Origin of the sequence: Pseudomonas sp. S06B 330 (genome assembly GCF_002845275.2) — a bacterium.
In the GTDB taxonomy this organism is placed as follows: domain Bacteria; phylum Pseudomonadota; class Gammaproteobacteria; order Pseudomonadales; family Pseudomonadaceae; genus Aquipseudomonas.
This window is the reverse complement of record NZ_CP088149.1, coordinates 3756114-3780622: the sequence shown is the minus strand read 5'-3', so window position 1 is coordinate 3780622 and position 24509 is coordinate 3756114. Positions and strand designations below refer to the sequence as shown.

General features: G+C 55.2%; 24 protein-coding genes and 1 pseudogene. 12 read left to right on the top strand and 13 right to left on the bottom strand.

Annotated features, from left to right (window positions below; genetic code table 11):
- The first annotated feature begins 1 nt into the window (after window position 1).
- Both CX511_RS16800 and CX511_RS16795 read left to right on the top strand, forming a co-directional pair.
- Window positions 2-553, top strand: coding sequence for a glycoside hydrolase family 19 protein (locus CX511_RS16800; RefSeq protein ID WP_220639156.1), 552 nt, complete (start codon window positions 2-4; stop codon window positions 551-553).
- Window positions 554-1129, top strand: coding sequence for a lysis protein (locus CX511_RS16795; protein WP_101292157.1), 576 nt, complete (start codon window positions 554-556; stop codon window positions 1127-1129).
- Here the strand turns inward: CX511_RS16795 and CX511_RS16790 are convergent.
- Window positions 1121-1669 carry a hypothetical protein gene (locus CX511_RS16790; protein ID WP_101292158.1) on the bottom strand — a complete coding sequence of 183 codons (549 nt, stop codon included), beginning with the start codon at window positions 1667-1669 and terminating at the stop codon, window positions 1121-1123. The genes CX511_RS16795 and CX511_RS16790 overlap by 9 nt on opposite strands.
- Window positions 1670-1848: 179 nt before the next feature.
- On the opposite strand from CX511_RS16790, the pseudogene CX511_RS16785 reads away from it, so the two are divergent.
- Window positions 1849-2643, top strand: a pseudogene (locus CX511_RS16785) (DNA adenine methylase).
- Window positions 2644-2751: 108 nt separating this feature from the next.
- Here CX511_RS16785 and CX511_RS16780 read toward each other — a convergent pair.
- The 3 genes from CX511_RS16780 to CX511_RS16770 form a co-directional block, all read right to left on the bottom strand.
- Window positions 2752-4257 carry an ApeA N-terminal domain 1-containing protein gene (locus tag CX511_RS16780; RefSeq protein WP_101292159.1) on the bottom strand — a complete coding sequence of 502 codons (1506 nt, stop codon included), beginning with the start codon at window positions 4255-4257 and terminating at the stop codon, window positions 2752-2754.
- A 536-nt stretch (window positions 4258-4793) separates the two neighbouring features.
- Window positions 4794-5672, bottom strand: a complete 879-nt coding sequence (locus CX511_RS16775; RefSeq protein WP_101292160.1) for a hypothetical protein — start codon at window positions 5670-5672, stop codon at window positions 4794-4796.
- Between the two features lie 479 nt (window positions 5673-6151).
- Entirely contained in the window at window positions 6152-6418 is a 267-nt protein-coding gene (locus CX511_RS16770; RefSeq protein ID WP_101292161.1) for a hypothetical protein, read from the bottom strand.
- 969 nt (window positions 6419-7387) lie between these two features.
- Between CX511_RS16770 and CX511_RS16765 the strand changes: the two genes are divergently transcribed.
- Window positions 7388-7801 carry a hypothetical protein gene (locus CX511_RS16765; RefSeq protein WP_101292162.1) on the top strand — a complete coding sequence of 138 codons (414 nt, stop codon included), beginning with the start codon at window positions 7388-7390 and terminating at the stop codon, window positions 7799-7801.
- 175 nt (window positions 7802-7976) lie between these two features.
- Here CX511_RS16765 and CX511_RS16760 read toward each other — a convergent pair whose 3' ends face one another.
- Window positions 7977-8405 carry a hypothetical protein gene (locus tag CX511_RS16760; RefSeq protein WP_101292163.1) on the bottom strand — a complete coding sequence of 143 codons (429 nt, stop codon included), beginning with the start codon at window positions 8403-8405 and terminating at the stop codon, window positions 7977-7979.
- Between the two features lie 374 nt (window positions 8406-8779).
- Here CX511_RS16760 and CX511_RS16755 point away from each other — a divergent pair, with 374 nt between their 5' ends.
- Window positions 8780-9031, top strand: a complete 252-nt coding sequence (locus CX511_RS16755) for a hypothetical protein (RefSeq protein ID WP_143527700.1) — start codon at window positions 8780-8782, stop codon at window positions 9029-9031.
- Between the two features lie 229 nt (window positions 9032-9260).
- The gene (locus CX511_RS16750; protein WP_045188309.1) at window positions 9261-9494 is read left to right on the top strand and encodes a hypothetical protein; all 234 of its coding nucleotides are present in this window, start codon (window positions 9261-9263) and stop codon (window positions 9492-9494) included.
- A 35-nt stretch (window positions 9495-9529) separates the two neighbouring features.
- Here CX511_RS16750 and CX511_RS16745 read toward each other — a convergent pair whose 3' ends face one another.
- From CX511_RS16745 to CX511_RS16725, 5 genes are all read right to left on the bottom strand, one after another.
- Window positions 9530-9784, bottom strand: coding sequence for a Pathogenicity locus (locus CX511_RS16745; RefSeq protein ID WP_045188307.1), 255 nt, complete (start codon window positions 9782-9784; stop codon window positions 9530-9532).
- Window positions 9785-10082: 298 nt separating this feature from the next.
- Window positions 10083-12482, bottom strand: a complete 2400-nt coding sequence (locus CX511_RS16740; protein ID WP_101292164.1) for a TonB-dependent siderophore receptor — start codon at window positions 12480-12482, stop codon at window positions 10083-10085.
- A gap of 126 nt (window positions 12483-12608) precedes the next feature.
- Window positions 12609-13541 (bottom strand): FecR family protein, encoded by a 933-nt coding sequence (locus tag CX511_RS16735; protein WP_101292165.1) that lies wholly within the window; start codon window positions 13539-13541, stop codon window positions 12609-12611.
- Window positions 13538-14035, bottom strand: a complete 498-nt coding sequence (locus CX511_RS16730) for an RNA polymerase sigma factor (RefSeq protein ID WP_045188303.1) — start codon at window positions 14033-14035, stop codon at window positions 13538-13540. Before CX511_RS16730 ends, CX511_RS16735 begins: the two co-directional genes overlap by 4 nt.
- A gap of 247 nt (window positions 14036-14282) precedes the next feature.
- On the bottom strand, window positions 14283-16499 hold the full coding sequence (locus tag CX511_RS16725; RefSeq protein ID WP_101292166.1) for an LTA synthase family protein: 2217 nt from the start codon (window positions 16497-16499) through the stop codon (window positions 14283-14285).
- Between the two features lie 351 nt (window positions 16500-16850).
- Here CX511_RS16725 and CX511_RS16720 point away from each other — a divergent pair, with 351 nt between their 5' ends.
- Complete coding sequence (locus CX511_RS16720) at window positions 16851-17213, top strand: hypothetical protein (RefSeq protein ID WP_101292167.1); 363 nt, start codon at window positions 16851-16853, stop codon at window positions 17211-17213.
- A gap of 133 nt (window positions 17214-17346) precedes the next feature.
- A complete protein-coding gene (locus CX511_RS16715) occupies window positions 17347-17982 on the top strand; it encodes a class I SAM-dependent methyltransferase (protein WP_045188301.1) in 636 nt (211 codons plus the stop codon).
- A gap of 72 nt (window positions 17983-18054) precedes the next feature.
- Here the strand turns inward: CX511_RS16715 and CX511_RS16710 are convergent, their stop codons facing one another.
- Window positions 18055-19287: a M20/M25/M40 family metallo-hydrolase gene (locus CX511_RS16710; RefSeq protein ID WP_101292168.1), complete on the bottom strand. Its 1233-nt coding sequence runs from the start codon at window positions 19285-19287 to the stop codon at window positions 18055-18057.
- 180 nt (window positions 19288-19467) lie between these two features.
- On the opposite strand from CX511_RS16710, the gene CX511_RS16705 reads away from it, so the two are divergent.
- The 4 genes from CX511_RS16705 to CX511_RS16690 all read left to right on the top strand — a co-directional run bounded on the left by CX511_RS16705 (window position 19468) and on the right by CX511_RS16690 (window position 22985).
- The gene (locus CX511_RS16705; RefSeq protein WP_045188298.1) at window positions 19468-20043 is read left to right on the top strand and encodes a hypothetical protein; all 576 of its coding nucleotides are present in this window, start codon (window positions 19468-19470) and stop codon (window positions 20041-20043) included.
- Between the two features lie 35 nt (window positions 20044-20078).
- Entirely contained in the window at window positions 20079-20498 is a 420-nt protein-coding gene (locus CX511_RS16700) for an MAPEG family protein (RefSeq protein WP_101292169.1), read from the top strand.
- Between the two features lie 92 nt (window positions 20499-20590).
- Window positions 20591-21517 (top strand): SphA family protein, encoded by a 927-nt coding sequence (locus tag CX511_RS16695; RefSeq protein WP_045188294.1) that lies wholly within the window; start codon window positions 20591-20593, stop codon window positions 21515-21517.
- A 58-nt stretch (window positions 21518-21575) separates the two neighbouring features.
- Window positions 21576-22985: an OprD family outer membrane porin gene (locus CX511_RS16690; RefSeq protein ID WP_052675663.1), complete on the top strand. Its 1410-nt coding sequence runs from the start codon at window positions 21576-21578 to the stop codon at window positions 22983-22985.
- A 25-nt stretch (window positions 22986-23010) separates the two neighbouring features.
- On the opposite strand, the gene CX511_RS16685 is transcribed toward CX511_RS16690, so the two are convergent.
- A complete protein-coding gene (locus CX511_RS16685) occupies window positions 23011-23478 on the bottom strand; it encodes a copper chaperone PCu(A)C (RefSeq protein WP_045188292.1) in 468 nt (155 codons plus the stop codon).
- Window positions 23479-23505: 27 nt separating this feature from the next.
- A complete protein-coding gene (locus CX511_RS16680; protein ID WP_045188289.1) occupies window positions 23506-24501 on the bottom strand; it encodes an SCO family protein in 996 nt (331 codons plus the stop codon).
- Window positions 24502-24509 lie beyond the last annotated feature (8 nt).

The following is a 24509-nucleotide window of genomic DNA, read 5'->3' as shown; positions in this document are numbered from 1 at the left end:
TATGTCTATCAGTGCGCAGCAGCTGCTGCAGATCCTTCCTCACGCCGGCCGCAACGCCGGCGTTTTTGTTCCTGGCCTCAATGCCACCATGGGCAAGTACGCCATCATCACCCGCCTGCGCATGGCTGCGTTCATCGCCCAGATCGGACATGAGTCCGGCCAGTTTCGTTATGTCCGCGAGCTGGGTGGGGATGCCTACCTGGCCAAGTACGACACCGGCAAACTTGCCCAGCGCCTGGGCAACACCCCCGAGGCCGATGGCGACGGGCAAAAGTATCGCGGTCGGGGGCTGATTCAAGTGACCGGGCGGGCCAACTATGAGGCCTGCAGTGAGGCTTTGTTCGGCGACAGCCGATTGCTTGCCACCCCTGAACTGCTGGAGCAGCCGGTGTATGCCTCAATGTCGGCGGGTTGGTTCTGGCATCGCGCCGGTCTGAACACCCTGGCCGATAAGGGCGACTTCCTCACTATCACCAAGCGTATCAATGGTGGTACCAACGGTCTGGAGGATCGCAAGGCGATCTACAAGCGGGCGCTAGAGGTTCTGCAATGAATGCCTTGGGTTGGCGTCTTTGCGGCGCTCGCCCTGCTGCTCGGGCTGGTTTTGGGTGGGCGTGGGGCATGGTTGTGGCAGACGAATGACTACGGCAAGCAGCTTTCCGATCAGGCTACGGACTACGACCGGCAGCTGGCAGCGAAAGATCGAGCGCATGGCCGCGAGCGCGAGGCTGCGGCTGCAGCTGCGCTCGATCAATTGGCGGCACAGCAGGATGCTCGCCGCGGCCTGGAAGACCGTCTGCAGGAGCAGGCAAAAACACACTGGAAGGAGATGGGCGATGCTCAACAAAATCAGGCTCGCCTGCGTGACAGGCTTGCTACTGCTGACTTGCGGTTGTCAGTCATTATCGACGCCGGATCCGTTGCCGCCCAGGGTTGTGACGGTAAGGTGCGAGAAGCCGCCGGCACCGGAGGCTTGGTACATGCAGCCTTACGCGCCGACCTTGACCGAACGCATGCTCAACGAATTTTCGCCATTACTGATGAAGGAGAGCGAGGAATAATTGCTCTTAGAGCTTGTCAGAATTATGTATCTGAAATACTAGGGCGGCAGTTTGGAACATTACCTTAAATTCTTGTCGAGTCTATAAGGATTTGGAGGCGACTTATGGTTGATGCTTTTCATGGCACGATCTTTTAAAAAAACGACCATGCAGTTTACATGTAGGAGGGAAATGACTCCTATGTATGCTCCAAGTATCTCTCTTGGGCTCGCAGTAATAATTTGAGTTGTGTGAACGAGATATAAACACCCGATGGTTGCTCCTAGACCAGTTCTAGAAATCGTGAGAAACCCAGTCCCCACCTCGCTGATTAGTAAGTGAAGATATTCGAATTTTTCCCGGCTAGAGTCAAAGCTTAGTCGGATTCCCCACTTCACTAATAAAACTATTGCGTAAGGAATTAGCAAGTAGAAAGAATATTTTATCAGCTGGTCACCGGCAAGGAGACCTCCCAAGATCGCATCAACGTCACTTTCTTTTCTGCTAAATATGATAACAGGCAGGGAGCCTTGCAGAATAGGAAGAGGTATTTCTGTTTTAAGCTTGCTCAGGAATTCGTAGCACTCGATCTTGGTTTTATTCAAGTTTTTTCTGACTGTGTTTTCCATGCGGAGAAATCCATGATCTAAGACATGAAAGGAGCGGGCCAAGGGGATGCGCTAACATCCACCCCGGCCCGCCGAACCAGCAAGACCCTTCCTGCAAGTCCAGCCGTGGCCCCTGCCTTGTGCACAAAGCACGGCGAGCCTAACACCTGTTTATCCATACAGTAAAGACTTGCTATCAAATGACGACTCCAATTATTCCCTGGATGGGTGGCAAGCGCCGCTTGGTCGACCGCCTTATCCCCCTTTTTCCCCCTCATGAATGCTACGTCGAAGTCTTCGCCGGTGGCGCTGCGCTGTTCTTCATGCGTCCGTAGCCCGCGCCGGTGGAGGTGCTCAATGATCTAAACGGCGACCTGGTTACACTCTATCGGGTGGTGCAGAACCACCTGGAAGAGTTCGTGCGTCAGTTCAAATGGGCGCTCAGCTCGCGCCAGATCTTCGAATGGCAGAAGATGACCCGCCCGGAAACCCTCACTGACATCCAGCGCGCCGCTCGGTTCTTCTACCTGCAGCAACATGCGTTCGGTGGCAAGGTAACCGGGCAGACTTTCGGTAACGCGACCACGGGTCCGGCCATCAACCTGCTGCGGATCGAGGAAAACCTCTCGGCAGCCTGGCAGCGGCTCGCGGGGACCTATGTCGAGAACCTCTCGTGGTTGGAGTGCGCAGAGCGTTACGATCGAGTGCACACCTTCCACTCCATGGTCCCACCGTACTGGTAGACTGCTGGGTACGGGTTCGACTTTCCGTTCGAGAATTACGAACGTATTGCCGAGTTCATGCGCCGCTGCAAAGGTAAGGTGATGGTCAGCATCAACGACCATCCTGACATCCGTCGAGCTTTCGACGGCTTCCACTTCGAGCTTCTGGACATTCGTTACAGCAACACCAATCAGCGTCAAGGTAAGGCTGAAGTGACGGGTGAATTGGTGATTATGAACTGGCCTCCAGCTGTTTTGGGAGGGCTGTTTTGATTAAATTAGCGCCAATGCTTCTCATTTGGACTCCTTGAGGGAGTTGCCGCCAATTAAACAACTCCGTAGCAACCTATATGGTGCGTGCCTCAGAAAATTTTTGGCAGTTTAAGTGGGCCAGTGTTTAGTCTCGCCCTCTACAAGTTTTAGTTGGTTTATTTCGTCTTTAAATGATCTTATGAAGTAGGAGTAGTTGTGGGAGTATGAGGGGCGAGTTTTAATCCACGCGTCAGGCATCCAGCCGCACTCAATCATGTCTGAAGCAGAAAAAACAAACTCAAGGGCATCTGTGAATAGAGGTAAAAATTGTTCATATTTTTTGTAGTTGAAATCATCGCTGCCGTGGACGAAGTAGTTTCGGGTTTTTATTGCTAGGATTAATACTCGATCGATTCCGTCCATGATTTCTGTTATATGGCTTTTTACGATTTTTGCCCTATGGAGAACCTTGCTTCGAAGATTGGCTCTTCCCCATCTCTTCATCACTCCGATAGCCGCGGCTCTGTCATCAGATATCGGTAGACCTTCTAGAATTTTAATGCATTCATTGCGCGCGATTTCATATTCCGTAGATATTTCTATGTCAGGTACGGTGGCTTTTGAAGGTAATATATCAAAGGCGTTGGCCGCAGAAACAAGCCTGTCGGTATCATAAGAGCGGCTTTTGTTTAAACCATTTAAATATTGAGTTCGCCCAGTACGCCATTCTGGCTCCCTAATGATCCATTCTTGTAGAACAGCGGAAAACTCATCTGGTCTGTGAATTGGGTTTAGAGGGGTGTCGTTGGCATTTTGAAGGGGGAAGGTGGGAGTTGTGGGGTTGTAGCTGCAATATATGTCTATGTAGCTTTCTGGTAATGCATCATTTTTCTTTATTTTTATATTGCTGGCTTTTTGAGTGCGTCCTGCGACGATGGAAAAGAATCTATTGAAAGTCGAAATGCTGTCAATGGCTTTTTGAAAATTAATTGGGCTGTCAAAATTTAAGTATGCAATTATATTGTTGTCGCAAGTTATTCCTGATTTACCGTCAACAGAAAAGCTGGGGCTGTGGGCTATCTTCAGAGAGGCAATGTTAGTGTCGCATTTGAAAATGTCTAATTTCCCCGTCCAGTAGAAAATGTGTGGGGTCTCTGATATTTCTGGCGGCTCAAATTTGTAATTAAGGCTAAAATGCTTTTTGATTGTTTCTTGGTTTTGGGTTAAGAGTTTATTTAACTGGTCTTTGTTGCTAAATAAATGTCCAAATGCGCTGCGGTCATTGAATAAGGTTGGGAGGTCGTTTGTTGTAAAGCAGATCTCGGTTATAGTGTTTTCTGTGGTGCTGAGATTTGCGTCCCCAACAGATACGTAATGAGGGAAAGTAGAAGCGGTGAACTCAGTTCCTCCATGATGATAGTTTTCTTGAAATCCTGCATCGATACAATCTAAGCATGAAATGATTTTATGGTCGAAGCCTATGCCAGTTAAGTAGTTAAGTTCGTTGAGGGAGGGGATGGTGGATTTGCTTTTTAACGTAACTAACGTATCTTCACCATCAAGCTGGATTGTGCCAAAAACTTCTTGATCATAGATCTTGAAGAATCCATTTATTTCTTTTGGGTTGGTGTCCATTTGGAATTCCTAAGAAAGTGGGAGAGCTTTAGGTTATCTCTGAAATACTAGCGAAGCGTCCTCCGGCCAAGTAAGAAGGATTTCGAACCCTATCTGTGCCATGCTATTGGTGATCAAATTTACCAAGCAGGTCGCATGGGATTCAGTCAGCTATATGTCGAAGCAGTCCATGTAAGGGACAGCCATGCCTATACATCTAACACGGCTTTGTGGGGATGGCAAAGTGCTCTTGGGCGGTGTCTGTTTCTTGCTGAAGGCACTGGCTGCTGTGCGAGGATGAGATGGTAGGTACAAAAATGGTACGAGCGCTATCGATATGCGCTGAAGTCTCGACCATTATTGGGCCTTAAGGAAAGCATGTTCAATTCTTCACATGTAGCTTGGTCACTGCAAATTCTCGATTCTGGTACGAGGAGATGAGGCAAGGGGGTGCTGTGGGATGGCCCGCTTCAGACCCAATGCAGCCGGTCAGCACCACTAGGCGAATATCTGTCCTTCGCTTTGCCTATCGGCCACAACCCCAGTCATCATGGCTACTAACCCTTGAAGCTTTTTGAAAATTTTAGATTGAACCTGTTAGGGCTGGTGATGGCTTTAGACAGTTTCGTGCCGCTGCCGATTCGTTTGAAGTAGTTGATATCCCGTTTCATGTAATTGTCCAAATCATCCCAGTCAGATGCACGTCCCAACGAGCGCGCGGAAAAATCGTTTTCCTCCAGTACTCCCAGCATCTCGGGGTAGCGCTGCTTGTAGAAGTCCCAAGCCGCCAAGAACTTAGTGCGGACATGCGGCACTTGATGGTTGCGCATCTGATTGTATATATCTTGGAGGAAACGAACCTGCCATGTGACGTAAAGGGCAATATCTCCCATAGGCAGCTGATAGTTCTCAACAGGAAAGTGACCACCGGTATGTTTATTCAGCTGCTCCAATGAGCGGTTGAGATAGACGAAGGAGTAGTCAGCATTGAACGGTGCCAAGCAGAAATATTGGTTGTACTTTGCGCACTCGCGGTCCATGAACAAGCCAAGCGACGGAATATCCTTTTCAGCCAGATATGCTGAGATCAAGGCAGTGCCATAGAAACACTCTACGTGCTTCAAATCGTAGTGGGAGAAATCGCCGGCCACGAGGGCCGCGCGGAAGTAGATATCCTGACCGGTAAGCCGGTGGTGTAAGTCCTCGGCGAACTCGGTGAGGTACCAGACTAGATATTCCCTCTTGGCGTCATTGGAGGCCGGCTCAATGTTGTAGACCAAGACCGTGTCTGAGAAAACGATGGTCTTGAAGTTGTTATGTTTGTGTACATTCAGGCTATCTAGAATCGAATAGATGCGCGCTACCTTCCTTGGTTCTTTGCGCACCATATCGGTAAAGCCCAGAATATCTATGTAAAGAAGAAATCGGTCCGTCATCCCAAAGTTCCCTGTCTAGCTGGAGACGGCATCATCGCCAGTTTTGAGCCGTTTTCATAGCCCTTCGTGCCGCTCACTATAGCTCCGTGATTTCAACAAAATCGGCTCAAATCTGAGCACCTGAGGGCCCGTTTTGGGTAGGCACCAGTCCTTTACGGCAGGTAGTAATTGGCCGTTAGGTGACTCTGATGCAAGCGGTTTTTTTCATCGCAGTAGTCCGCTTTTGTAGGGTGTGGTGGTACAAAATTGGTACAGGGATATTATGGCTGCTCTGTAAACCTTTGTTTTAATGGGATAGAGGCTAGTTCGTCCAATCCGTCATCAGACTTTATCCAGAGCTGTACCAGGTAGCGCGATGGAACCGGGTGCTGACCGATGCCGAGATGGTGGATCAATACGTGTATTCCAAGGCGCTGTTCCCGAAGGTCGGTATCTAGCCGAGCATGAAAATGGCCCGCGCAATGCGGGCCTTGTTGTAACTAGTCTGCCAACTCAGGGCGCCCCCACTCGCAATCGCGTTCCAACTCGTCCGCAACTTGCTGGATAAGTTCCTCATCAAATTGATCGCCGAACTCCTCCATCAGCTCGGCCTTCAACTCAATGACCGCGCTGTCATCCCGCCATGCTTCCTGGTCTTGATCCCAGCTGGAAAACTCCTCCATTGGCCGGAGTTCCTGCTCAACCCACGGCTTCATTACAGAGCGTGCGGCCTCCAGGGCCTGCTCGTACAGCTCGTCCTCGTCCACCCGAACCTCCTGGCACGAAGGGCACCGACTTGGGCCCAAGGATGGAGTAGATGAGGCCAGCCCTCAGCATTTCAATGAACGCGCTGACGAACGGCTGGCAGATCCCTCCCGGGGAAGCACCTTGGAGGATTTACAAGCAGGGAATGGTACAAAATTGGTACACGAAAGCGATAGTCAGTGGAAAGGCTCAGTAAACACTAGGGCGTACCCAGAGTAGGTACAATCCATCATCGAGCCTATCGGCAGTGATCTATGCTGGAAATGATTCGATTTTCTAGGCGGCAAGGATGGCGATGATGGACGCGAAAACGTTGCTTGAGCAAATGGTGCAGGGAGAGGAGTTGATGGCTCAGGCCCTCGACGCCAAGCGACGCTATGACGCAGCGAAGGGGGGCTCGCTGCGGAGGAGGTAGAGGCATTGTTTGAAGCTGTCCAGGCATATCAGCAACGCGCTCTTGGCGGTTCGGCCCCGATTCTTCACTGAGATCATGCTGCGATGATTGGCTCGAAATTCAGTTCCGCAACTGAAAACTCGACCCTTGCACCGTAAGGGTTTCAGCTCCTACAGTTTAGGCGATTTGCGGAATAAAAATTTGTCTATGTTATTGTTTTTAAGGGGATATTATGTGGACTTGAAAACCGTCGATGGGCAACTATCCTAGAGTTAGAATTTCTACGCTTCCGCCATCTTCAAAGCCCTGGTTAGTCAGGGTTTTTTGCGTTTCTGGAGGCCGAAAAAGAGGGCCTTGGGAACACGGCTGGGAACAACTCAAAGGCGATAGATTTTCGGACGCGTCCTAAAACTATCGTTATGGGGCCGGCTTGCCTGCCGCTCCGATCCGCCGGTAAACAAGCTCCGTGATGTCACCTTTGGCGTGCCCGAGAAGCATCCTGGCGTCCTCACCGGAGCCGCGTGATTCGTTGAGCTGGGTGATATGCTTCGCCGCTTACCAAACAGGGAGCGTGGTAATGGCCTTGCGAAGCAAACTAGAGCAGTTTCGTGCGCGAATTACACTGACGCATGTTCGCATTTTCGGACTCGGTGTGCTCACGTTATGGATTGTCGGTCTCGTGCTGTACCCAAAGCCCTTACTGATCGCGTTCTCGATACCTTTAGGTATTCTTTCCATGGCCGCTCTGCCGCTGGATCTCATCCCCGACCATTGGTGCAGGCTTAATCGTTTCGTCGATCTGATGATCAGTGCATTGTTCCAGGTGAGTCTGATGTTCCTGGGCGCTGTTCTTGCCTATGAACTCCCTGGAAATAACCCGGATAGCAGACTCGGATTTTTGCTTTGCTGGATCGCTCTGCAGTACATCATCTGCCGCTGGATACAGCGTAGGATCTGGCGCTCGCAAGTTCGTCAGCGAAGCGGGCGATGAGATGCCGCCAGAAAGTCAGGCCCGGCGGACCTTGAAGTAATACGTGTTCTTGCTGTCGCAGTCGATGTCATGCGGCTCTAGGTATCGAGGGGAAAAAGAAGCTGCACCGTTCTGGTCGACCACAAAAAAGCCCGCTCAACGGCGGGCTCATTCAAGCGAAGCAAAGTATCAACGCTTAATGGTATGAGTACTTATCTTCAACCTTGCGCTTTTCAAGCGTGTACAGCTTGATGTCGATTTCATCCATGGCCAGCCTATCATCAAGTGTATCGAGCTCGCGTCTTTTGAGGCGGCTGACATGCGCTTTGCTGGCTTGATAGTTCAAGCTTTCTGCTGCGCTATACCCGCTTACCGGGTCCCAAAAGATAGAGATTGGCCAGAGCAGGAGATTCACTGCACCGTAGCCATAGGCGCGCCCATAGAAAGAACCTCCTCCAGGTAAAAAGCCCAGGCCTGCTGCAAGCCCAGGGCTCTTTTCTTCTGCCGAAAGATTCCTCGCGCGATAGCTGGCGAGTTCCGCTTCTTGGGCCGAGTTGAGCCCATTTGCACATCCAGTGGTGAGCGCAATCAGTATGGCTGCGGTCAGACGTCGAACGGTGTACATCCCAAATTCCTTTGCTGTTTTCATCCAGATCCCTGCCAGGGACGAGCGGCGGAGAATCCTACATCAGGTGATGGCATTTTGCCTTATTTGTCGTCTTGTAGAGGCTGTAAAGTGGCTGATGATGAGCGGCGGCCTCGATCGTTTATCAGCCTGCTTCTGGCTCGGATGGGGGCCCATTGCGCCGTGCGGCGGGTGGCATGATCTGTCCATCGTAATAGTTTCGTTTTAGGCGAAAAGCGAATGAACCCAGTCATTGTTCTGAATTTTTTGTTTGAGAAAAGTAATTGCACCGGTGGTCCGGTATAAGCCTTATTAAAAGGTATGACGCGCATACTCCAAGCAGCTCAGAAACTCTGGGCAATTGAGAGGTATGTATGACCAGCAAAAAAAATGGAAATGGAAATCTTCCTCAAGGCACTGAAAAACAGGATGAGAAGGCGCTCTCATCAGGTGCTAAAGGCCATCAATCACTGCATCAATCAGAAGAGCAGGACGACAACCTCGGCTACACGCCTGACGTGAATGAAAAGGCTCTGGAAAGTAACCGTATTACTTTCCTCGCCGCCTCAAACGCAGAGAGATACAGTTACGACAGAGCACCATCCCCCAAGCGGCGTAACCGTTAGCCCACTGCACCATGATCCTGCTCTTTTGAGTGAGCAATGGCATTGATTGCTACTGCGCTCCAATTGGATGTGAAGGCCCGGCCGTTGAGCCGGGTTTTTATTGGCTGCCGTTCGTTCAATGCCCGGGCCCGAGAATGCACAGACCACCTCAGGGTGAGCTGAACGTTTCAATGCAGTGGATTGATCTGTCGGTAACCGCTACTTTGAGACTTCACCCAGGAGTTCGGACATGGCAGATAAATATGTTGGAAAAATAGTTGGGGTTGGCACGGACAACTTGGAGTACGTGATTAACATTTATCAGGACGAGACCGTTGAGCGCTCGCCACATGGCATGGTGCGACATGAGGGCCTGAAGCATTTCGAAATGCAATTTGGAGGTGACGTGAAAAAGATTTCCGAGACGGAGTACGAGATTGTGGCTACAGGCGTGAGGGTCACGGTGCATGAGGGCCAGCGCTAAGAGCGTCGGCCTTTCAGTTGTGCACGTGAACGAGCCTACCGGGCAGGGTCTGTTGCAGTTGAAATCTTCGCAAGGTCGACGGCTGCAGTGATGGCGGCTCGAGCCTGAGGGCTGTTCTTCCAGCAGGTCGAGCCTAACGCCGCTGATGCTTGTGCCAAGATGTCGCTGACATCCGATTTACCGAGCTCAGCCAGCGATTCGATTCCCATCTGCTCAAGCCGGGTAATGACGGTTGGGCCTACGCCTTTGAGCGCAAGCAGTGCAGTCCGCTCGTGAGGTGGAAATGGCATCCGGGAACTCCTTTTCTGATCCATGAGTGTTTGGAAGATTGCCCTATGTTGGTGATTGCCTCAACAGCGCAGCCAAACGCGCAGGGAGCAGGGGCTAGGATTAGCATGGTCAGCTATGTCGGTTGTTGCCCAAAGGCGCTACCTCGACGGTCTAGCAGCGCTGTTCAACTGAGAGATTGTGTAAAAACAAAGTCGGCGCTGGAGCTTCCCAGCGTCGCCGCAGATGAGCCTTTGCGATTGCGCGACGACGCTGTGAATCATCAAGGGTGGAACAGCGCTCCAGCCACTGCGCGACGACCTAGAAGTCGTACTTCAGGCCGAGCGTAGTGTTGCGCGGGGTGCCGTAGTAGCTGCTCCCGGCCGTGCTGGTGTAATACTCCTCGTCGAACAGGTTGTTGACGTTGAGGGTGGCGCTCAACTGGCGGGTGATCGGATAGCGTGCCATCAGATCGACCACCGCGTAGTCGTCCTGAGTGAAGCGCACGCGGTTCGGGCCCTGGTTGTTACTGTAGATCTGGCTCTGCCAGTTCACTCCGCCGCCTAGGGTCAGGCCGTTGCCGATGCTGCGCAGGGTATAGGTGCTGAACAGCTTGAAGGTGTTCTGCGGAACGTTGGTGTTGAGCTTATTGCCATCGGCGTTCTGCACAATGTTCCGACTGAAGCTGGCGCTGGCCTGCCAGTCTGGGGCCAGTTCCCCGCTGACTTCCAGTTCGAATCCGCGGGTCTTGGTGCCGGACTCGGCGCGGTAGGCGAAGCCACCGCCGGGGACCGGAACATTCGGCTGGATGAGGACTGCCAGGTTGTCCTGCTTGATTTCGTACAGTGCCAAGCCTAGGTTCAGCCGGTCATCGAAGAAAGCGGCCTTGCTGCCTACCTCGTAACCGTCACCTTCAAGCGGGTCGATGTATTTGCCGCTGATGTCCTTGTTGCTCTGCGGTTTGAAGATGCTGGTATAGCTGGCATACACCGACCAGTGCTGGTCGAGGTCATAGACCACGCCGGCAAATGGCGTGACCACACCGGTTTCCTGGCGGCGCTCGTCGGTGTCTGGCGTCTGGTCGTAGTAGTCGGTCTTGACGGTGTTCTTCCAGTCGTTGACGCGGGCGCCTAGGATGAGCGACAGATCGTTGCTCAGGCGCAGGCGCGTGCTGCCATAGGTCGCAGACTGATCTTCCTGATAGTCGATGCGGCTGGTAGCTGGCAACGGTGGTTTGCCCGGGGTGTCGCCGTTCCAGGTGTAGATGTTCGGAATGGCGTTGCTCCAGCCATCGAACCACCACAGCGGATAGCCGTCGGTGCGGTACTCCGTGTGCTGGCGGGTATAGCCCAGCACGGCATCGTGTTCGAGGCCCCACAGGTCGAAGCTCCCCGCGATGTTCAGGTCAATGCTCGTTTGCACAGGCTTGGCAGCCCAGCGCCCCGCCCACAGATTGACACCGGCCCCGGTTGCCGGATCGGGGTTGCCACCGGCGGCGTAGCCGAGCACCTCGTCATATTCGTAGCGGTCCCGGTTCAGGGTCAGCTTGGTTTTCCAGCGTTCGGTGAGGTTGTGCTCAAGGGTCGCGAACGCGGTGGTGAAGTGGCGGTCGGAGTAGGCCCAACTGGCGGCCGCCGAATCCGAGCGAGACCATTTGGCCCGTGAACCGTCGCTGTTGAACAGAGGCCGACCGCTGCGGGCATGGTCGTCGGCCTCGTGGGACTGCGAGTCCATGCCGAAAGTCAGCAACGTGTCGGGTGTCAGGTCGGCCTCAAGGATGCCGTAGAACACCTTCTTGCGTTCGTTGAAACGATCGATGTACGACTCATTGTCTTGATAGGCACCGACCACCCGACCACGCAGGGTGCCGCTGTCGTTCAACGGGCCGCTGGCATCGAACTCGCTACGCTGGTAGTCCCACGAGCCGGTAGCGGCCGAGACGCTGCTTTGGAAGTCGGCGGTCGGGCGCTTGCGGATCAAGTTCACCGTGGCCCCGGGGGTGCCCACGCCATTGGTCAGGCCGGTGGCACCGCGGATGATCTCGACGCGGTCGTAGAGAATCATGTCGTTGCTCTGAGCCACGGATTTGTAATTGCTATCCAGGCGCTGCAGGCCATCGACCTGATAGTTCTCCACCTCAAACCCGCGCGAGTAAATCTGGCTGGAATCCGAACCGGCGTTGCCACCCTGGTTGACGCTCAAACCGGGTGATTGCTTGATCACGTCGAGCAACTGAGTAAGGTTCTGGTCTTCCATGCGCTGGCGGGTCATCACGCTGACCGCCTGGGGTGTTTCGCGGATCGACAGCGGTAGTTTGGTCGCGGTGGCGGTCGAGCCGCTGGTGTAGGAGCCGGTGCCCTCGGTGGTGGCGCCGAGGGCGGAGCCGTTGATGCTGGTGGCGCCGAGCTCCAGGGCATTCCCGCTGGGCTGACTGACGATCAGGGTGTTGCCGCTCTGCTGATAGCTCAGCCCACTGCCGGCGAGCAGCAGTGTGAGTGCGTTGTACACGTCCAGCTGGCCGCTGACGGCCGGGGCCTGGCGGCCTTGGACGAGGCTACTGTCGACGGCGATGGTCAGGCCAGCCACTTCGCCGAGCTGACGCAGTGAGGTCGCCAGCGGCTGTGCTGGCAGGTCGAGATCGATGGGCGCGGCCAGGGCGTGTGTGGCCAGCGTCATGGCCACCGCGGCCGAGAGGGCACGCAGGGTCGATTGCATCGGCATGCAGATAATCCTTCTTGTGTTTGATAGCTGTAGCAATAACGCGCGGAGGGAGGCTTACCCTGATGTTGTGATTGCGAATTATTTGCGATGCCGACGAGCGGTAATGCCGTTGCTGGATGCTTGGGCCTAGCGGGGCTGCAGGAGGGTAGTGCCCGCTTCGTTATGCAGACGCACAGGCACGACCCGCGGAAGCGACTGGAGGAAGCCTTCGACGTCGCTGAGCTGCACCACTGCGCTGATTCGAGGACCTTTGCCAGGGGCGGCCCGAACAGGGGTCTGACGGTAACGTGACAGGCTGGCGGCGACTTCTGCGAGGTCGGCTTGCTCGAATACCAAGCGGTCGTTCTCAAAGGTGAAGGCGTCGCTGGCGGCGCGGGGCAGGCGTTGCACGCGCCCGTCGGCGCTCACCTCGGCGACCTGGCCGGCCTCCAATACCTGGCTTTCGCCGGGTTTGGCAAGGCTGTCGACCTGCACCACGCCATGATCGACGCTGATCCGCAGTCGATCTGGCAGACGGTTGATCACGAAGCGGGTGCCGAGCACGCGAATCCGTGCCAAACCACTGTCGATGACGAAGGGGCGTTCGGGCTGTCGCGCAACGGAAAAGATGGCCTCGCCGCGCAGCAGTTCAACCTGGCGCAAGTGGGGGGCATAGTGCACGTGCAGGTGGGTATCAGCATCGAGCATCAGTTCGGTGCCGTCACGCAACTGTTGCACCTGCCGTTTGCCGATGTCGGTTTGTAGATCGAGTTCCAGTGCGCCGTAGCGGTGGGCGTGCCAGCCGAGCACGCTACCTAACGCGAGCAACACCGCCAGCACGCTGCCCTGTAGCAGCCGACGACGTTGCCGCTGACGGTTCTGCTCCATGGACTGGGCCAGCGCTTCGGTGCGTTGAGTGCAGGCGAAGTCGCCCCACAGTTCAGCGAACTCATGGTATTCGGCCGCGTGGCGTGGGTCGGCGGCCAGCCAAGCCTCGAACTGCGCGCGTTCAGGATGGTCGGCGGCGGCGTTATACAGGCGCGCAAACCACAATGCTGCCTGTTCGCGGGGTGTACTCATGAACGGAGCAATTCGCGTGCGTTGCGCAGGTCGACCAGGGCACGGGCCATGTGGCGTTCGACCATGTTCAGACTGATCCCCAACTGCTGGGCGATCTCGTTTTGCGTGCAGCCCTCGATGCGCGCCATCCAGAATACTTCGCGGCAGCGCGGGGGTAGGCAGTCGAGAATGCGTTGTAGGGCGATCAGCCGTTGCTGGATGTCCAGTAAATGCTCGGCGGACGGGGCGAAATGCGTATCGCCGGCTTCTTCATGGTACTCAGGCAGTGGCTGCAGGCGGGCGTTACGGCGGAAATGGTCAATCAACACCGACTGTGCGACCTGCCTGAGGTAGGCGTTGGGCTGGGTCAACGGCTGGGAGGGCCGGGCCAGTGCGAAACGCAATAGGGCGTCATGCAGCACGTCATAGGCCAGCTGCACGCAACGGGTCTGGCGACTGAGGCTGAGTAGCAGGTCACTGTACGCCCAGCGCAGGTCGATGTCCTGCCAGTTCAACGACGGGCTCCGAGGATTGGCGGGAAGGCGTGGGCAATCGGCACGATCGGCTGCTCTGTAATACGACCGGGCTAGTCGCGCAGGAAAGCTTAAATACTTGCCAGTGATATGTAAATAAGAAGTATTGCTATTAATGTTTCGCTCGGACAAAACGAGACAACTGTCCGAGCGCTCAATCCCTAAGAGGTGGTTTCAAGGCTATGATTGTTAAGGTTTTTTCGATCTAGATTCGTTCGATCCTGGAAAATCAACTACTACCTTCGGGCAATTCGCCCACGCTTTCTGATTGCCCTGCTTCCTCAGTGATCACACTGAAATCACTGACCTCAACAGCGCCGAGCCCATAGCCCAGTAGGTGGAAAGAGAAGGCCTTGCGCGGCTCTGGGTTATCAAAACTGAAATCCATCTGCAGCGGCTGATCAGCTGTCACTACCATTTCTTCCGGCAGGCCCAACGGTACATCCTGCTCCAGCTCCTTGGCCTTGAGCAGGATGTAGGCTTTCTGTTGTGGATCTACTGAGCGTACGGTCATGCGCACCCGAGTATGGGAGCCTTTGGGCATTTCCAGGTACTGGGCACCGATAAGGTTGTCGGCCCAGTCATCCTTGATCTGCGCTTGCAGCGGGATGATCGCCGGGCTGCCGAACTGGTAATGCTGATTCAGTGGCGTGCGAAGCAACGAATGATTCAGCGCTGTAGCTTTTGCCAAGGTCTGTCGAGCACGTTTGCCACGGTACCGCTCCGTCAAGGTGACCTGTTCGGAGATGAACCCCTCGCTCGCGTAATTCCGGCAGCGCTGTTGGAAGTCACACTCCGTCAAGGTGCCACGGCCATTGTGATAACGAAGCTTGCCGTTGGTGTACGACATGATTTCGCGGCCTGTTTGATAGTCGCGAAATAGCGAGCGACCGCTCAACGCGGAGGGGACAGGCAAGCCGAAATAGTCGAGTATCGAAGTGCTCAAGTCGACATGCCCGTAAACGCCGGACTTCACATGGGGTAACTGACTTTGTTCGGGGGAAAGCGTCAGGTTGAAGCCCCAGGAGGAGGCCAAGCGCACGCCATCAATGCCGTGGGACTCATCCGAGGTGATGACCACCAAGGTGTCTTTCAAGGTGCCATTACGTTCCAGTCCGTTGAGAAATTCACCAAGAGCATCATCCAGATAAGCAACGGCCGCCTGCTTGGGGGTTTCATAGCGTTGCAGGTAATCGTCCGGGGCCGAGTAAGGTTGGTGAGTACCAACGGTGAGTAGGGTCAGCATCCAGGGCTGCTTCTGTTTTTTCAACTGGCCGACGTAGTCCAAAGCGCCTTCAAAAAACGCTTTGTCATCTTTGCCCCAAGGGAACTCCAGATAGTTTTTATTGGTGAACCATTCCAGCCCGAGGGTGGTATCGAAGCCGATGTGCGGCATGATTTTGTCTTTGGCCATAAAGCGCAGACCAGCACCCTGCAGGTAGTGTGTCGAGAACCCGTTTTTGCGTAACTGGGCAGGCAGGCAGGCCTGGTTGCGTTCGTTTTGGGTCAGCATCTCGACGCCTTTGGGCGTGCCGTTGTCGAGCTTGTCGTAATCGCCGCAGAGCATGGCATACAGGCCACGAATGGTTTGGTGGCTATGCAGTACATAGTCTGGCGTGTTCATGCCGCGTTCAGCCCAGCGGCTGAGGTTGGGCATGAGGTTTTCTTGATAGCTGCTGTGCAAAGCCTGGCGGTTGACCCCCACATAGGCACCTGGGATACCTTCGAGGGCAATGATCAACACGTTGCGTGCGCTTCCCGGTGTCGCCAGTAGTTTCTGGCCATCAAGATCCAGTTGGGTGAGCCCAGCCATGTCGGGTGGGGCTTCTTCCGTGTCACCCTCGAGCCATTCTTCTGTGCGCATTTGCACATCGCCAACGCTCGCGGCCAGCAGTTGATGGGGTAGGTTGTATACGTCCCACTGGTCTGCCTCAGAAGGCTGCAGGTGTTGAATGCCCCAATGGGTTATCAAGAGCAGCAGCGGCGCTGCCCATGCGCTTCGCGGCAAGCCAGGTGCAGGTGTGGACCGTCCCATCCACTGGCTTACCAGCCAAATCACCAGCCCGAGCAGCAAGGTGACGGCAAGCCAGGGTTGTGCGAACCCGCCACCAGTGGAGTTTTCCAGAAACTGAGGGTCAACCAAGTAGTGCAGGTCGGCAATCGTTGGCAGTCTGCCCACTGCGCTGACCAGTTCGACGGTAGCCAGCGTCATCAGGCCCCATGCCAGCAAAACAGGCAGTGATTGCCACCAGGGACGTTTATGCAAGAGCACGATCAGCAGGCTTGCAATCCCAAGGTCGGAGAGAAAGCCGAGCGGGTTCGACCACCCCAGCGCTACGCGCAGGCACACAGGGATGAACAGCACCAGCCCGGTCAGGGCGATAAGGCGCGAAATGGGGTGCCGTAACAGGCGACGGATGACGTTCACAAAAGTCCTTCTAGCCATCAAAACTTCACATAACTGTGCTTCATAGTATCAGCTCTGTGAAAAGTATCCGGGATAGCCGAGGGATTTTGCAGGTATGGAGCGGCGTGGTTTTTGTTACGAAATTGAACACGTTTGGCAGGAATGGGTGAACAGGAGGGGCGTTTCTTCCAATTAGGGGCAGGCTATCCGACCGCTTAATGCCCATTAAGCGTAATCAATATAGCGAACGAGAATGCCTTCGGACTACGCCAAAAGCTAAAATTCACGGACGTGGAGTTTCTTGATCTCGGTAGGACGCTATTACAAAAAATGGCCGGTCTTATCCCAGGCAATCCAATGCTTTTAACGGGGGTAGTCGGAGGATGTCGTATGAAGAGTTCAACGTCCAACGAAGTGATCCTGGCGTTTGTTGTCAGCCTTTTTCTGGCTGGATGTGCACAAAATCAAGATATCCGTATGGGAGATGATTACACCGCTGGTACTACCGCGAAGAGTTCGAGGGATTATGTTGCATGTGTGCAAAGTGAGCTTCCAGGAAGTTCAAAAACTTACACGGTAAAGGAAGATAACGGGCTAAAACTCTTTGTTGATAGCACAGACCCCACTACAGCCACAGGCCTGATTGAAGTCTCCGCTGCAGGGAGTCAGCATCAATTTTCTGCCTATCAACGAGATGCCTGGTATGACAAGGGACGGCTGCTTGACGCTGCGTTAATGTGTTCAAACACCTAGCCGTCGCCAAAGCCCAGCCCCGCGCTGGGCTTTTTGGTGCAGCTGCGCAATGCATGCATTATCGGCAATCCCTCTCCTACCGAGTACCGCATGCGGTAATATTCAATTCCTTATAAAATCTGATAAATCGGTCATGAGCCGCGAAACGGAATTCAACAACGCAGGCAGGTCGTCCAATTGGAAAAGCTACTATGACCATCATGAAGGCCGCCCAGCCTCAGCGCTGCTCCAATCTGCCTTACACCTTGTTGAAACGGATACGCCACTTCGGCAAGCAGTGGACCTCGGCTGCGGTGGTGGCAATGACGCAAGGTTTTTGCTTGAGTCGGGATGGAACGTGCTCGCGATTGATCGCGAGGAGAATGCAATCAATCTGGTAAAGGCAATTGGTCGAGAGTTCCCAGCAGGTCAATTGCACGCAGTGACGCAGGCGTTTGAATATCTGTATCCCTTGCCTTCGTCATCGCTGATTTTTGCCGGTATGGCTTTACCTTTCTGTCATCCCGAGCATTTCACAGACGTCTGGTCGAACATTCTCTCGGCGCTGGAGCCGGGCGGCGTTTTTGCCGGGAACCTGTTCGGTGACAGAGATGATTGGGCTGACAGAATATTCATGAATTTCCATTCCCAAGCGCAAGCCCGTGCGTTGTTCCAGGATTTGGATCTGCATCTGTTCCAGGTGTATGAAGAGGACGGTCCGTGCATGCACGGTTTCAAGCATTGGCACCGTTTTGACTTTATTGCAAAGAAGCCAATAGCGGGCGCCTAGCGTCGTCTCCACTGATACCCCGTTGCGCAAGGACCATGCCCCATCCTTGCGCGATCATGCGGCGGGTAACTATTACTTCGACAACGCCATAATCATCGCCACCGTCAAATACAAGCGCGGCGCAACGCTACCCAGCTCAATGTACTCGTCATCAGCATGCAGCCCCGCACCCACCACGCCCATCGTTTCCAACACTGCCGGCTTGGCGCTGCCCGGTACATAGGCGTAACCGGCGTCGGTACCAAAACGCATGGCAATCGGCTCAATCTTCATGCCGATCTCGCTATACAGCTGCTGCGCTGTTTTCGCCAGTTGTTCTGAACCCTCATTTTTAGCCAACGGTGGCCGACCTTTCTGCAGCGTGACAGTGGTTTCGGTGTCGGCAATCAGCTTTTTCTCAGCAATGCGTTTGGCGTCAGCCAGCACCCGCTCGGTTTCACGCAGATCCGAGTAGCGCATGTCGGCTTCAGCCGTGGCCAGGGCAGGGATGATGTTGGCTTTCTCGCCAGCTTTGGCCAACGTCCAGTTCACCGTGGTGCCTTTGCTTGGGTCACCCAGGTCTTTGAGCTGGACGATCTGATGGGCCACTTCCGTCAGAGCGTTGCGCCCTTGTTCCGGGGCGGAACCTGCGTGGGAGGAACGGCCCTTGACCTCCAGGTTCAAGCGGTTGATGCCGTTGGTGGCGACAGTCACGGCATCCTTGTCCGGCGGCTCGTAGGAGAACACGTAGTCATGTTTGCGGGCCAGTTCGCTGATGATGGTTTTGGAGCCGGCTGAGCCCATTTCCTCGTCCGGGTTAAACAGCACGGTAAGGGTGTCATAACCTTTGAACTGTTGCTCCTGGAGCAGCTTGACTGCATGCAGGATCATGGCTACGCCGCCCTTGGCGTCGGCAACACCGGGCCCGTAGGCGCGTTCGCCCTCGGTGCGAAACGGGCGCTTGGCGACGGTGCCGGGGCCGAAAACGGTGTCGTAATGCACCATCAACAAAAAATGCTTGCTACCGCTGCCTTTGAAGGTGCCGACGATGTTGTCGCCCACAGAGGGTGTTGCCGGGCTGGTCTGAACCGTGGCGCCCAACGCTTGCAGACGCTTGACCAGCAGCGCGCTGATTTCATTCAGGCCTTGTTCGGTGCCGGTGCCGGTATCAACTGCAACCAGGGTCTTTAAGGTCTCCAGATACCCTGGGCGCTCGGCTTGTGCTTGCTTGAGTAGCACGTCGGCCGAGGGTTCGGCGGCATGGGTGGTAAGACAGGTAAGAGACAGGGCAAGGGCTGTAGACAAGGGGAAGCGGGACAACGGCATAGGGGGGACCTCGATCCATGATAGGGATTTTGCCTGTCGCTGCAGGCACAGACGCTCACTCATAAAGGTGAATGGACAGGTATTGAGCGTAGACCCTTCGTTGCCACTTGCGCATTGCTATGCTGCTGACTAGCGACGAGGGATGCATTGGCGCCCCGCAAATTCGCTGGGATAAACCGCATGGAACCTCTTCAGGATTATGTGGTGTACGTCGTAGCGGCCCAGGAAGGCTGGTGGTCTCAGGTGTCAACGCTGTTGACGGCCTTGGCGGCGTTTGCTTCGGTGTTCGTCGCCTGCATTGCCGTGCGCTTTAGTGCCAGGCAAATAAAAATGCACGAGTTGCACAATCGGCGCATGGCTACGCCCCATCTATCGGCGTGGAACAGCACCGATGTGAAAGCCAAAACCTATAGTTACACCCTGGAGAACAATGGCCTGGGGCCGGCGATCATTCGCGAGGTCAGCCTCTGGGTGGATGGCGAGCAAATGCTGGGCGAGGGGCCGGATTTGTTGGAGGAAGCCAGCAGACTGTTGCTCGGGGATATCCCTTATGAGCAGCACGCTGAGCTGTTTATCGTCGGTGAATTCATTCCGCCGGGTAAGAAATTCATTACCTCTACCGTGCTGCTCGAAAACCATGAGCCGGCAGCCATCATGGCCGTAGCCAAGGCGCGATTACGCCTGCTGGTCCGCTATGACAGCATCCTGGGTGATTCTTTTGTCTACGATTCGGATCGTTGGCGAGATCGGCAGTGATCGGCTAATTGCATGACGCTCAAGAGGGCACTCCAATGGCAAACCCAAGCGCAATTACGTTGGTCGGATTCATCGCGTGGGCGTTGGCACTGCTTATTCTGATGGAGCTGCTGCGAGGGTATCTGGTGATGTTCAAAGGCGTGCCCGCCAATGAGTTCAGACCGGACAACGGCAATCTTTCCCCCTTCATGCAACGCTTGGCGCGGGCGCACGCAAACTGCGTGGAAGGGCTGCCGATTTTCGGTGGTTTGTTGCTGTTGGCGTTGATCACGGGACAAACAGCGATCACGGATCCTTTGGCCTATACGTTGCTCGGCGCGCGACTGATCCAGTCCTGTGTCCACTTGCTCTCGCGAAGCACCACAGCGGTTTTCATCAGGTTTGCCGCGTTCGCTGTGCAATTGGCAGTTGCCACTGTTTGGGCAGTTCACCTCTTCTTAGTGTTCATAAAATAGAACAATGTGGGCGATTTTAGAGGTATTGTGCGGTTGTCGTCGCAATCCTAAGCTTCCTGCGCGCTGCCTATGTGCGCTGTATGGAGACCCGGATGAAACCTCGCGCACTACCTGTAGTACTGTTTTCGACCCTCACAACACTCGCTAACACCGAGGCGCAAGCGGATGCCGTCAGCTTGCCGCCGTTGCCGCTAGGTAACACAAGTTTTATGGATGGCGTCGTCGGGCCGGGGGTATTGTTCGAACTGCCGATCCAGCATTACCGCTCCAGTGATGCAACAGACCCTCGCGGCAACGCGGTGCCAGGTCGGCAAAAAGTACAAAGCACCACCGTGCTGCCGCACCTTGCCTACATCAGTCAGCACAAAATCCTCGGCGCTTACTATGGTGCCGAAGTGTTACTGCCGATCGTTAATCTTGATCTGGATATCGACGGCGGCCCTGATGGCTCGCGAACACGTCAAGGCGATCTGATTTTCAGCCCCATGCTCCTGCAGTGGGCGCCGGTGTCGCTGTTTGGGCGGCCCTATTGGCAGCGCCTGAACCTGGTGATCACCGCGCCAACCGGCGATTACGACAGTGACGCCAGTATCAATGTTGGCAGCAATGTCTGGGTGGTCAGTCCGCACTACGCCTTTACCTGGGAGCTGACCGATCGACTCGAAGTCAGTGGCCGTCTGCACTACGCCTGGTCCAGCCGCAATGACGACCCAGGCGCGCACCTGCAAGCAAACAGCATCCAGCCAGGGGAAGCTTTTCACAGTAACTTCGCTGTGTCGTATGCCGTGTCCGAGGCCTGGCGAGTGGGCTTGGCCGGTTATCAGTTGCAGCAGGTTTCTGCCGATCGCATTGATGGAACGCGCCAATCAGATTCCAAAGAGCGTGTGCTGGGGTTTGGTCCCGGTGTGATGTATCGCCACGGCTCGCAGAGCTTTTTCGCTAACTACTATGTCGAGCAAGGTGCCAGAAATCGCTCCGAGGGCAACCAACTGACGCTGCGTTATCTGCTGCCGTTCTAGCCGCCTGCGTCAACTACGCTACATTTCCACTTCTTGGCCAAGCATGGGCGCACTGCAGATGATTACAGGTGCTATTGATCGTCGTTTACTGCTGCTGCCCCTGAGTTGGAGCCTGCTCTGGGCCCTGCCGGCTGAGGCGGACAATGCTATGGGCCAGAAGGACACCATCTTCACCGGCGTCAATGACCGCCAAGCCGTCGAGCTGGCAATAGCGCCAGGCCTGGTGCAGGGCTCGCGCCTGGATGGTGTGCTCAGGAACTACTACTTTCAGCGCGATAACCATTCGGACTTGGTGCGGCGTGATCCGACCGAGTGGGCCCAAGGCTTTCTGTTGTCATTTCGCTCCGGCTTTACCGATACCCCGATTGGGGTGGGTGTTGATGCTCATGCCTTTCTGGGCCTGAAACTCGATGGCGGAGGAGGGAGCGGTGGCGCCGGTTTGCTGCCATTGGATGCATCCGGCGCGCCTGAAGATGAGTTTTCCAGTGCCGGTGCTGCACTCAAGCTGCGCTACCTCGATACCTTGGTCAAGGCGGGGGATCAGTTGGTGGAAAATCCTCTGGTCGGCAGCGGCACCAGTCGCTTGTTTCCCCAGGGGTACCGTGGCGTAACGCTCAAGAACCACAGTCTGAATGACCTGTGGCTAGACGCGGGTTTTGTCGAGTCCACCCGTTTGCGTAACCAGAGTGGGCACAGCCACCTGGTCACCGCCTATGGTGCGGGCACAGCCGACCGGGAAAGTCCTCATGTGGCCTGGCTCGGCGGCAGTTACAACACGCTTCAGGGGCTGCAGCTCACCGTTTACGGCGGCCAGCTCGAAGACATCTGGGACCAGTATTACCTCGGCATTTCAGAGCGCTTCCAGGTGGGGGAGCAACTGACCCTGAAACCCTACCTGCATTGGTACAGAACAACCGACCAGGGCCGCAGTCAGTTGGGACGAATTGACAACGATACCTACAGTGGCGGAATAGCCGCGACGGCATACGGACAGACCCTGATTCTTGGCTTGCAGAAGGTCGATGGCAGAACCCCGTTTGATTACCTCACCCAGGACGATCGGATTTTTCTCTATCTGAGCAACTCCCAGCAGTTTGCGGATTTCAACGGCCCTGGCGAGAAGTCCTGGCGTTTGCAGTACGAAACCAACTTGAGCGTCCTTGATGCGCCGTCAATGCAACTGATCGTCGCCTACACACGCGGCGAAGCAGACTTGACCCGCGTGGACCCCAACAGCATCGGTTATGGCTACATCTACAATCCTGACGGTAAGGATGCCAAGCATTGGGAGCGCGATGTTGCGCTCAAGTATGTGGTGCCTGCAGGGGCGGCCAAGGATTTGTCCCTGACCCTGCGCTGGGCCACCCACCGCGAGGGTGACGGCTATACCGCGCCAGGCAACACCCGCGGCAACAGCAGTGCCGATGAGTACCGGCTGATTGTCGATTATCCGGTCAATTTCTTCTGATCGACAGGTGATGGCGCATGCCTGGTCAATGACTGTGAGCGTGCCCGTCTTGTGCTTCGGCGGGTTGTACGTTGACCAGCACTTCAACCTTGCCGGCCCTTTCGAATTCCAGCATCAGCGGGAACTGCTCGCCAGCTTTGAGCGGTTGATCGGTTCCAGACAACATCACATGGTTGCCGCCTGGTTGCAGTGTCACCTGCGCCTGAGCCGGAATATCCATGACCGCCACATGTTGCATGCTCATCAAGACATCCGTGGCGGCCTGGGTATGCAGTTTGGCCTGTTGTGCACGAGAGCTGCTGACGGCGATCAGGCGATCACTCTGGTTCCCCAGATTGCTAACGGTGAAGTAGGCCGAACCACCGGGCAGCTCGACCGGCAGTTCACGCGACCACGGGTTACTGATCAGCAGCTCGCCGAGCTGATAGTCCTGAGCCATACCCAGGGTGCTGCAAGCGAAGAGCGCGGAAAATACCAGGAGGCGGGTAGCCATGCGCGAATCCCCTCAATAGTGGTGATGTCACCGGTTGTTGTGCTTGGCTGTAAGGCTTGGCCGTGCCTGCAAGCGTTCGGTCTCTTCTTCCAGGTAGGTCAGCAACGCCGAGATCTCCAGGTCGCCCAAACGTAGATTCGGCATCGCCAGACGGTTGTATTGTTCGTACAGCTGCATGGCCAACGGATCTTTCTCTTCCAGCATCAGATTGGGTTCCTTGATCCAGCGCGTGAGCCAGACCGGGTCACGTTGCCGGGTGACCCCGAGCAAATCGGGGCCGATGCTGCGCATTCCGGCGTGCTCGGTATCACCGAGGGTGTGGCAAGAGGAGCAGCGCGTGCGATAAATCTGCTCGCCCGCGCTGGGCGGACGCACACTGGGCGCTGCGGCACTGTCGTTGGTGTTGGCACTGACCAGCTTCCAGTTGTGCAGGCTTTTGCCGAGCCGATCGGCTAGCACATAGGGGTTCTCCATGGGCGATGTCTTCATCCAGCGCCCGGTGCTTTGATTGCCGATGATCAGGCTGAGGTTATGGTCCTTGGTTTGCCCGTCGTCGACACCCTTCATGAACAGGCCGAGCTTTTGCCGCAGCACGGTGATGTCGTCCTTGTTGCCGGTCAAAAACTGCCAGCCGGGGCCAATCTTGAAGGCCTCTTTGTAGTGCTTGAGCGCTTCGGGGGTATCGGTTTCTGGGTCGATACTGATCGAGTAGAAAAACACATCCTGGCCCACGCGCTCACCGAGCAGTTTCTGCACTTGGCGCAAGCGCGCGGTTTCCAAGGGGCAGGAGTCAGTGCAGGTGGTGAAGATGAAGTTGATCGCCACCACCTTGTCCTTGATCAGGTCGTCAAAAAAACGTACTGACTGCCCGTCCTGATTGATCAGCGGCGTGTTGGGAAAGTAGTCCCGCCCCCATTGTTGCCCAGGGTCGCTGTCACTGATGGCCGCAAGCGAGCACTGCGCGCTGCCGAGCGTCAGCACCAGCAGCCAACGCTTGAGTCTCTTCCAGGTGTTGCCGGCCATGACGTTTG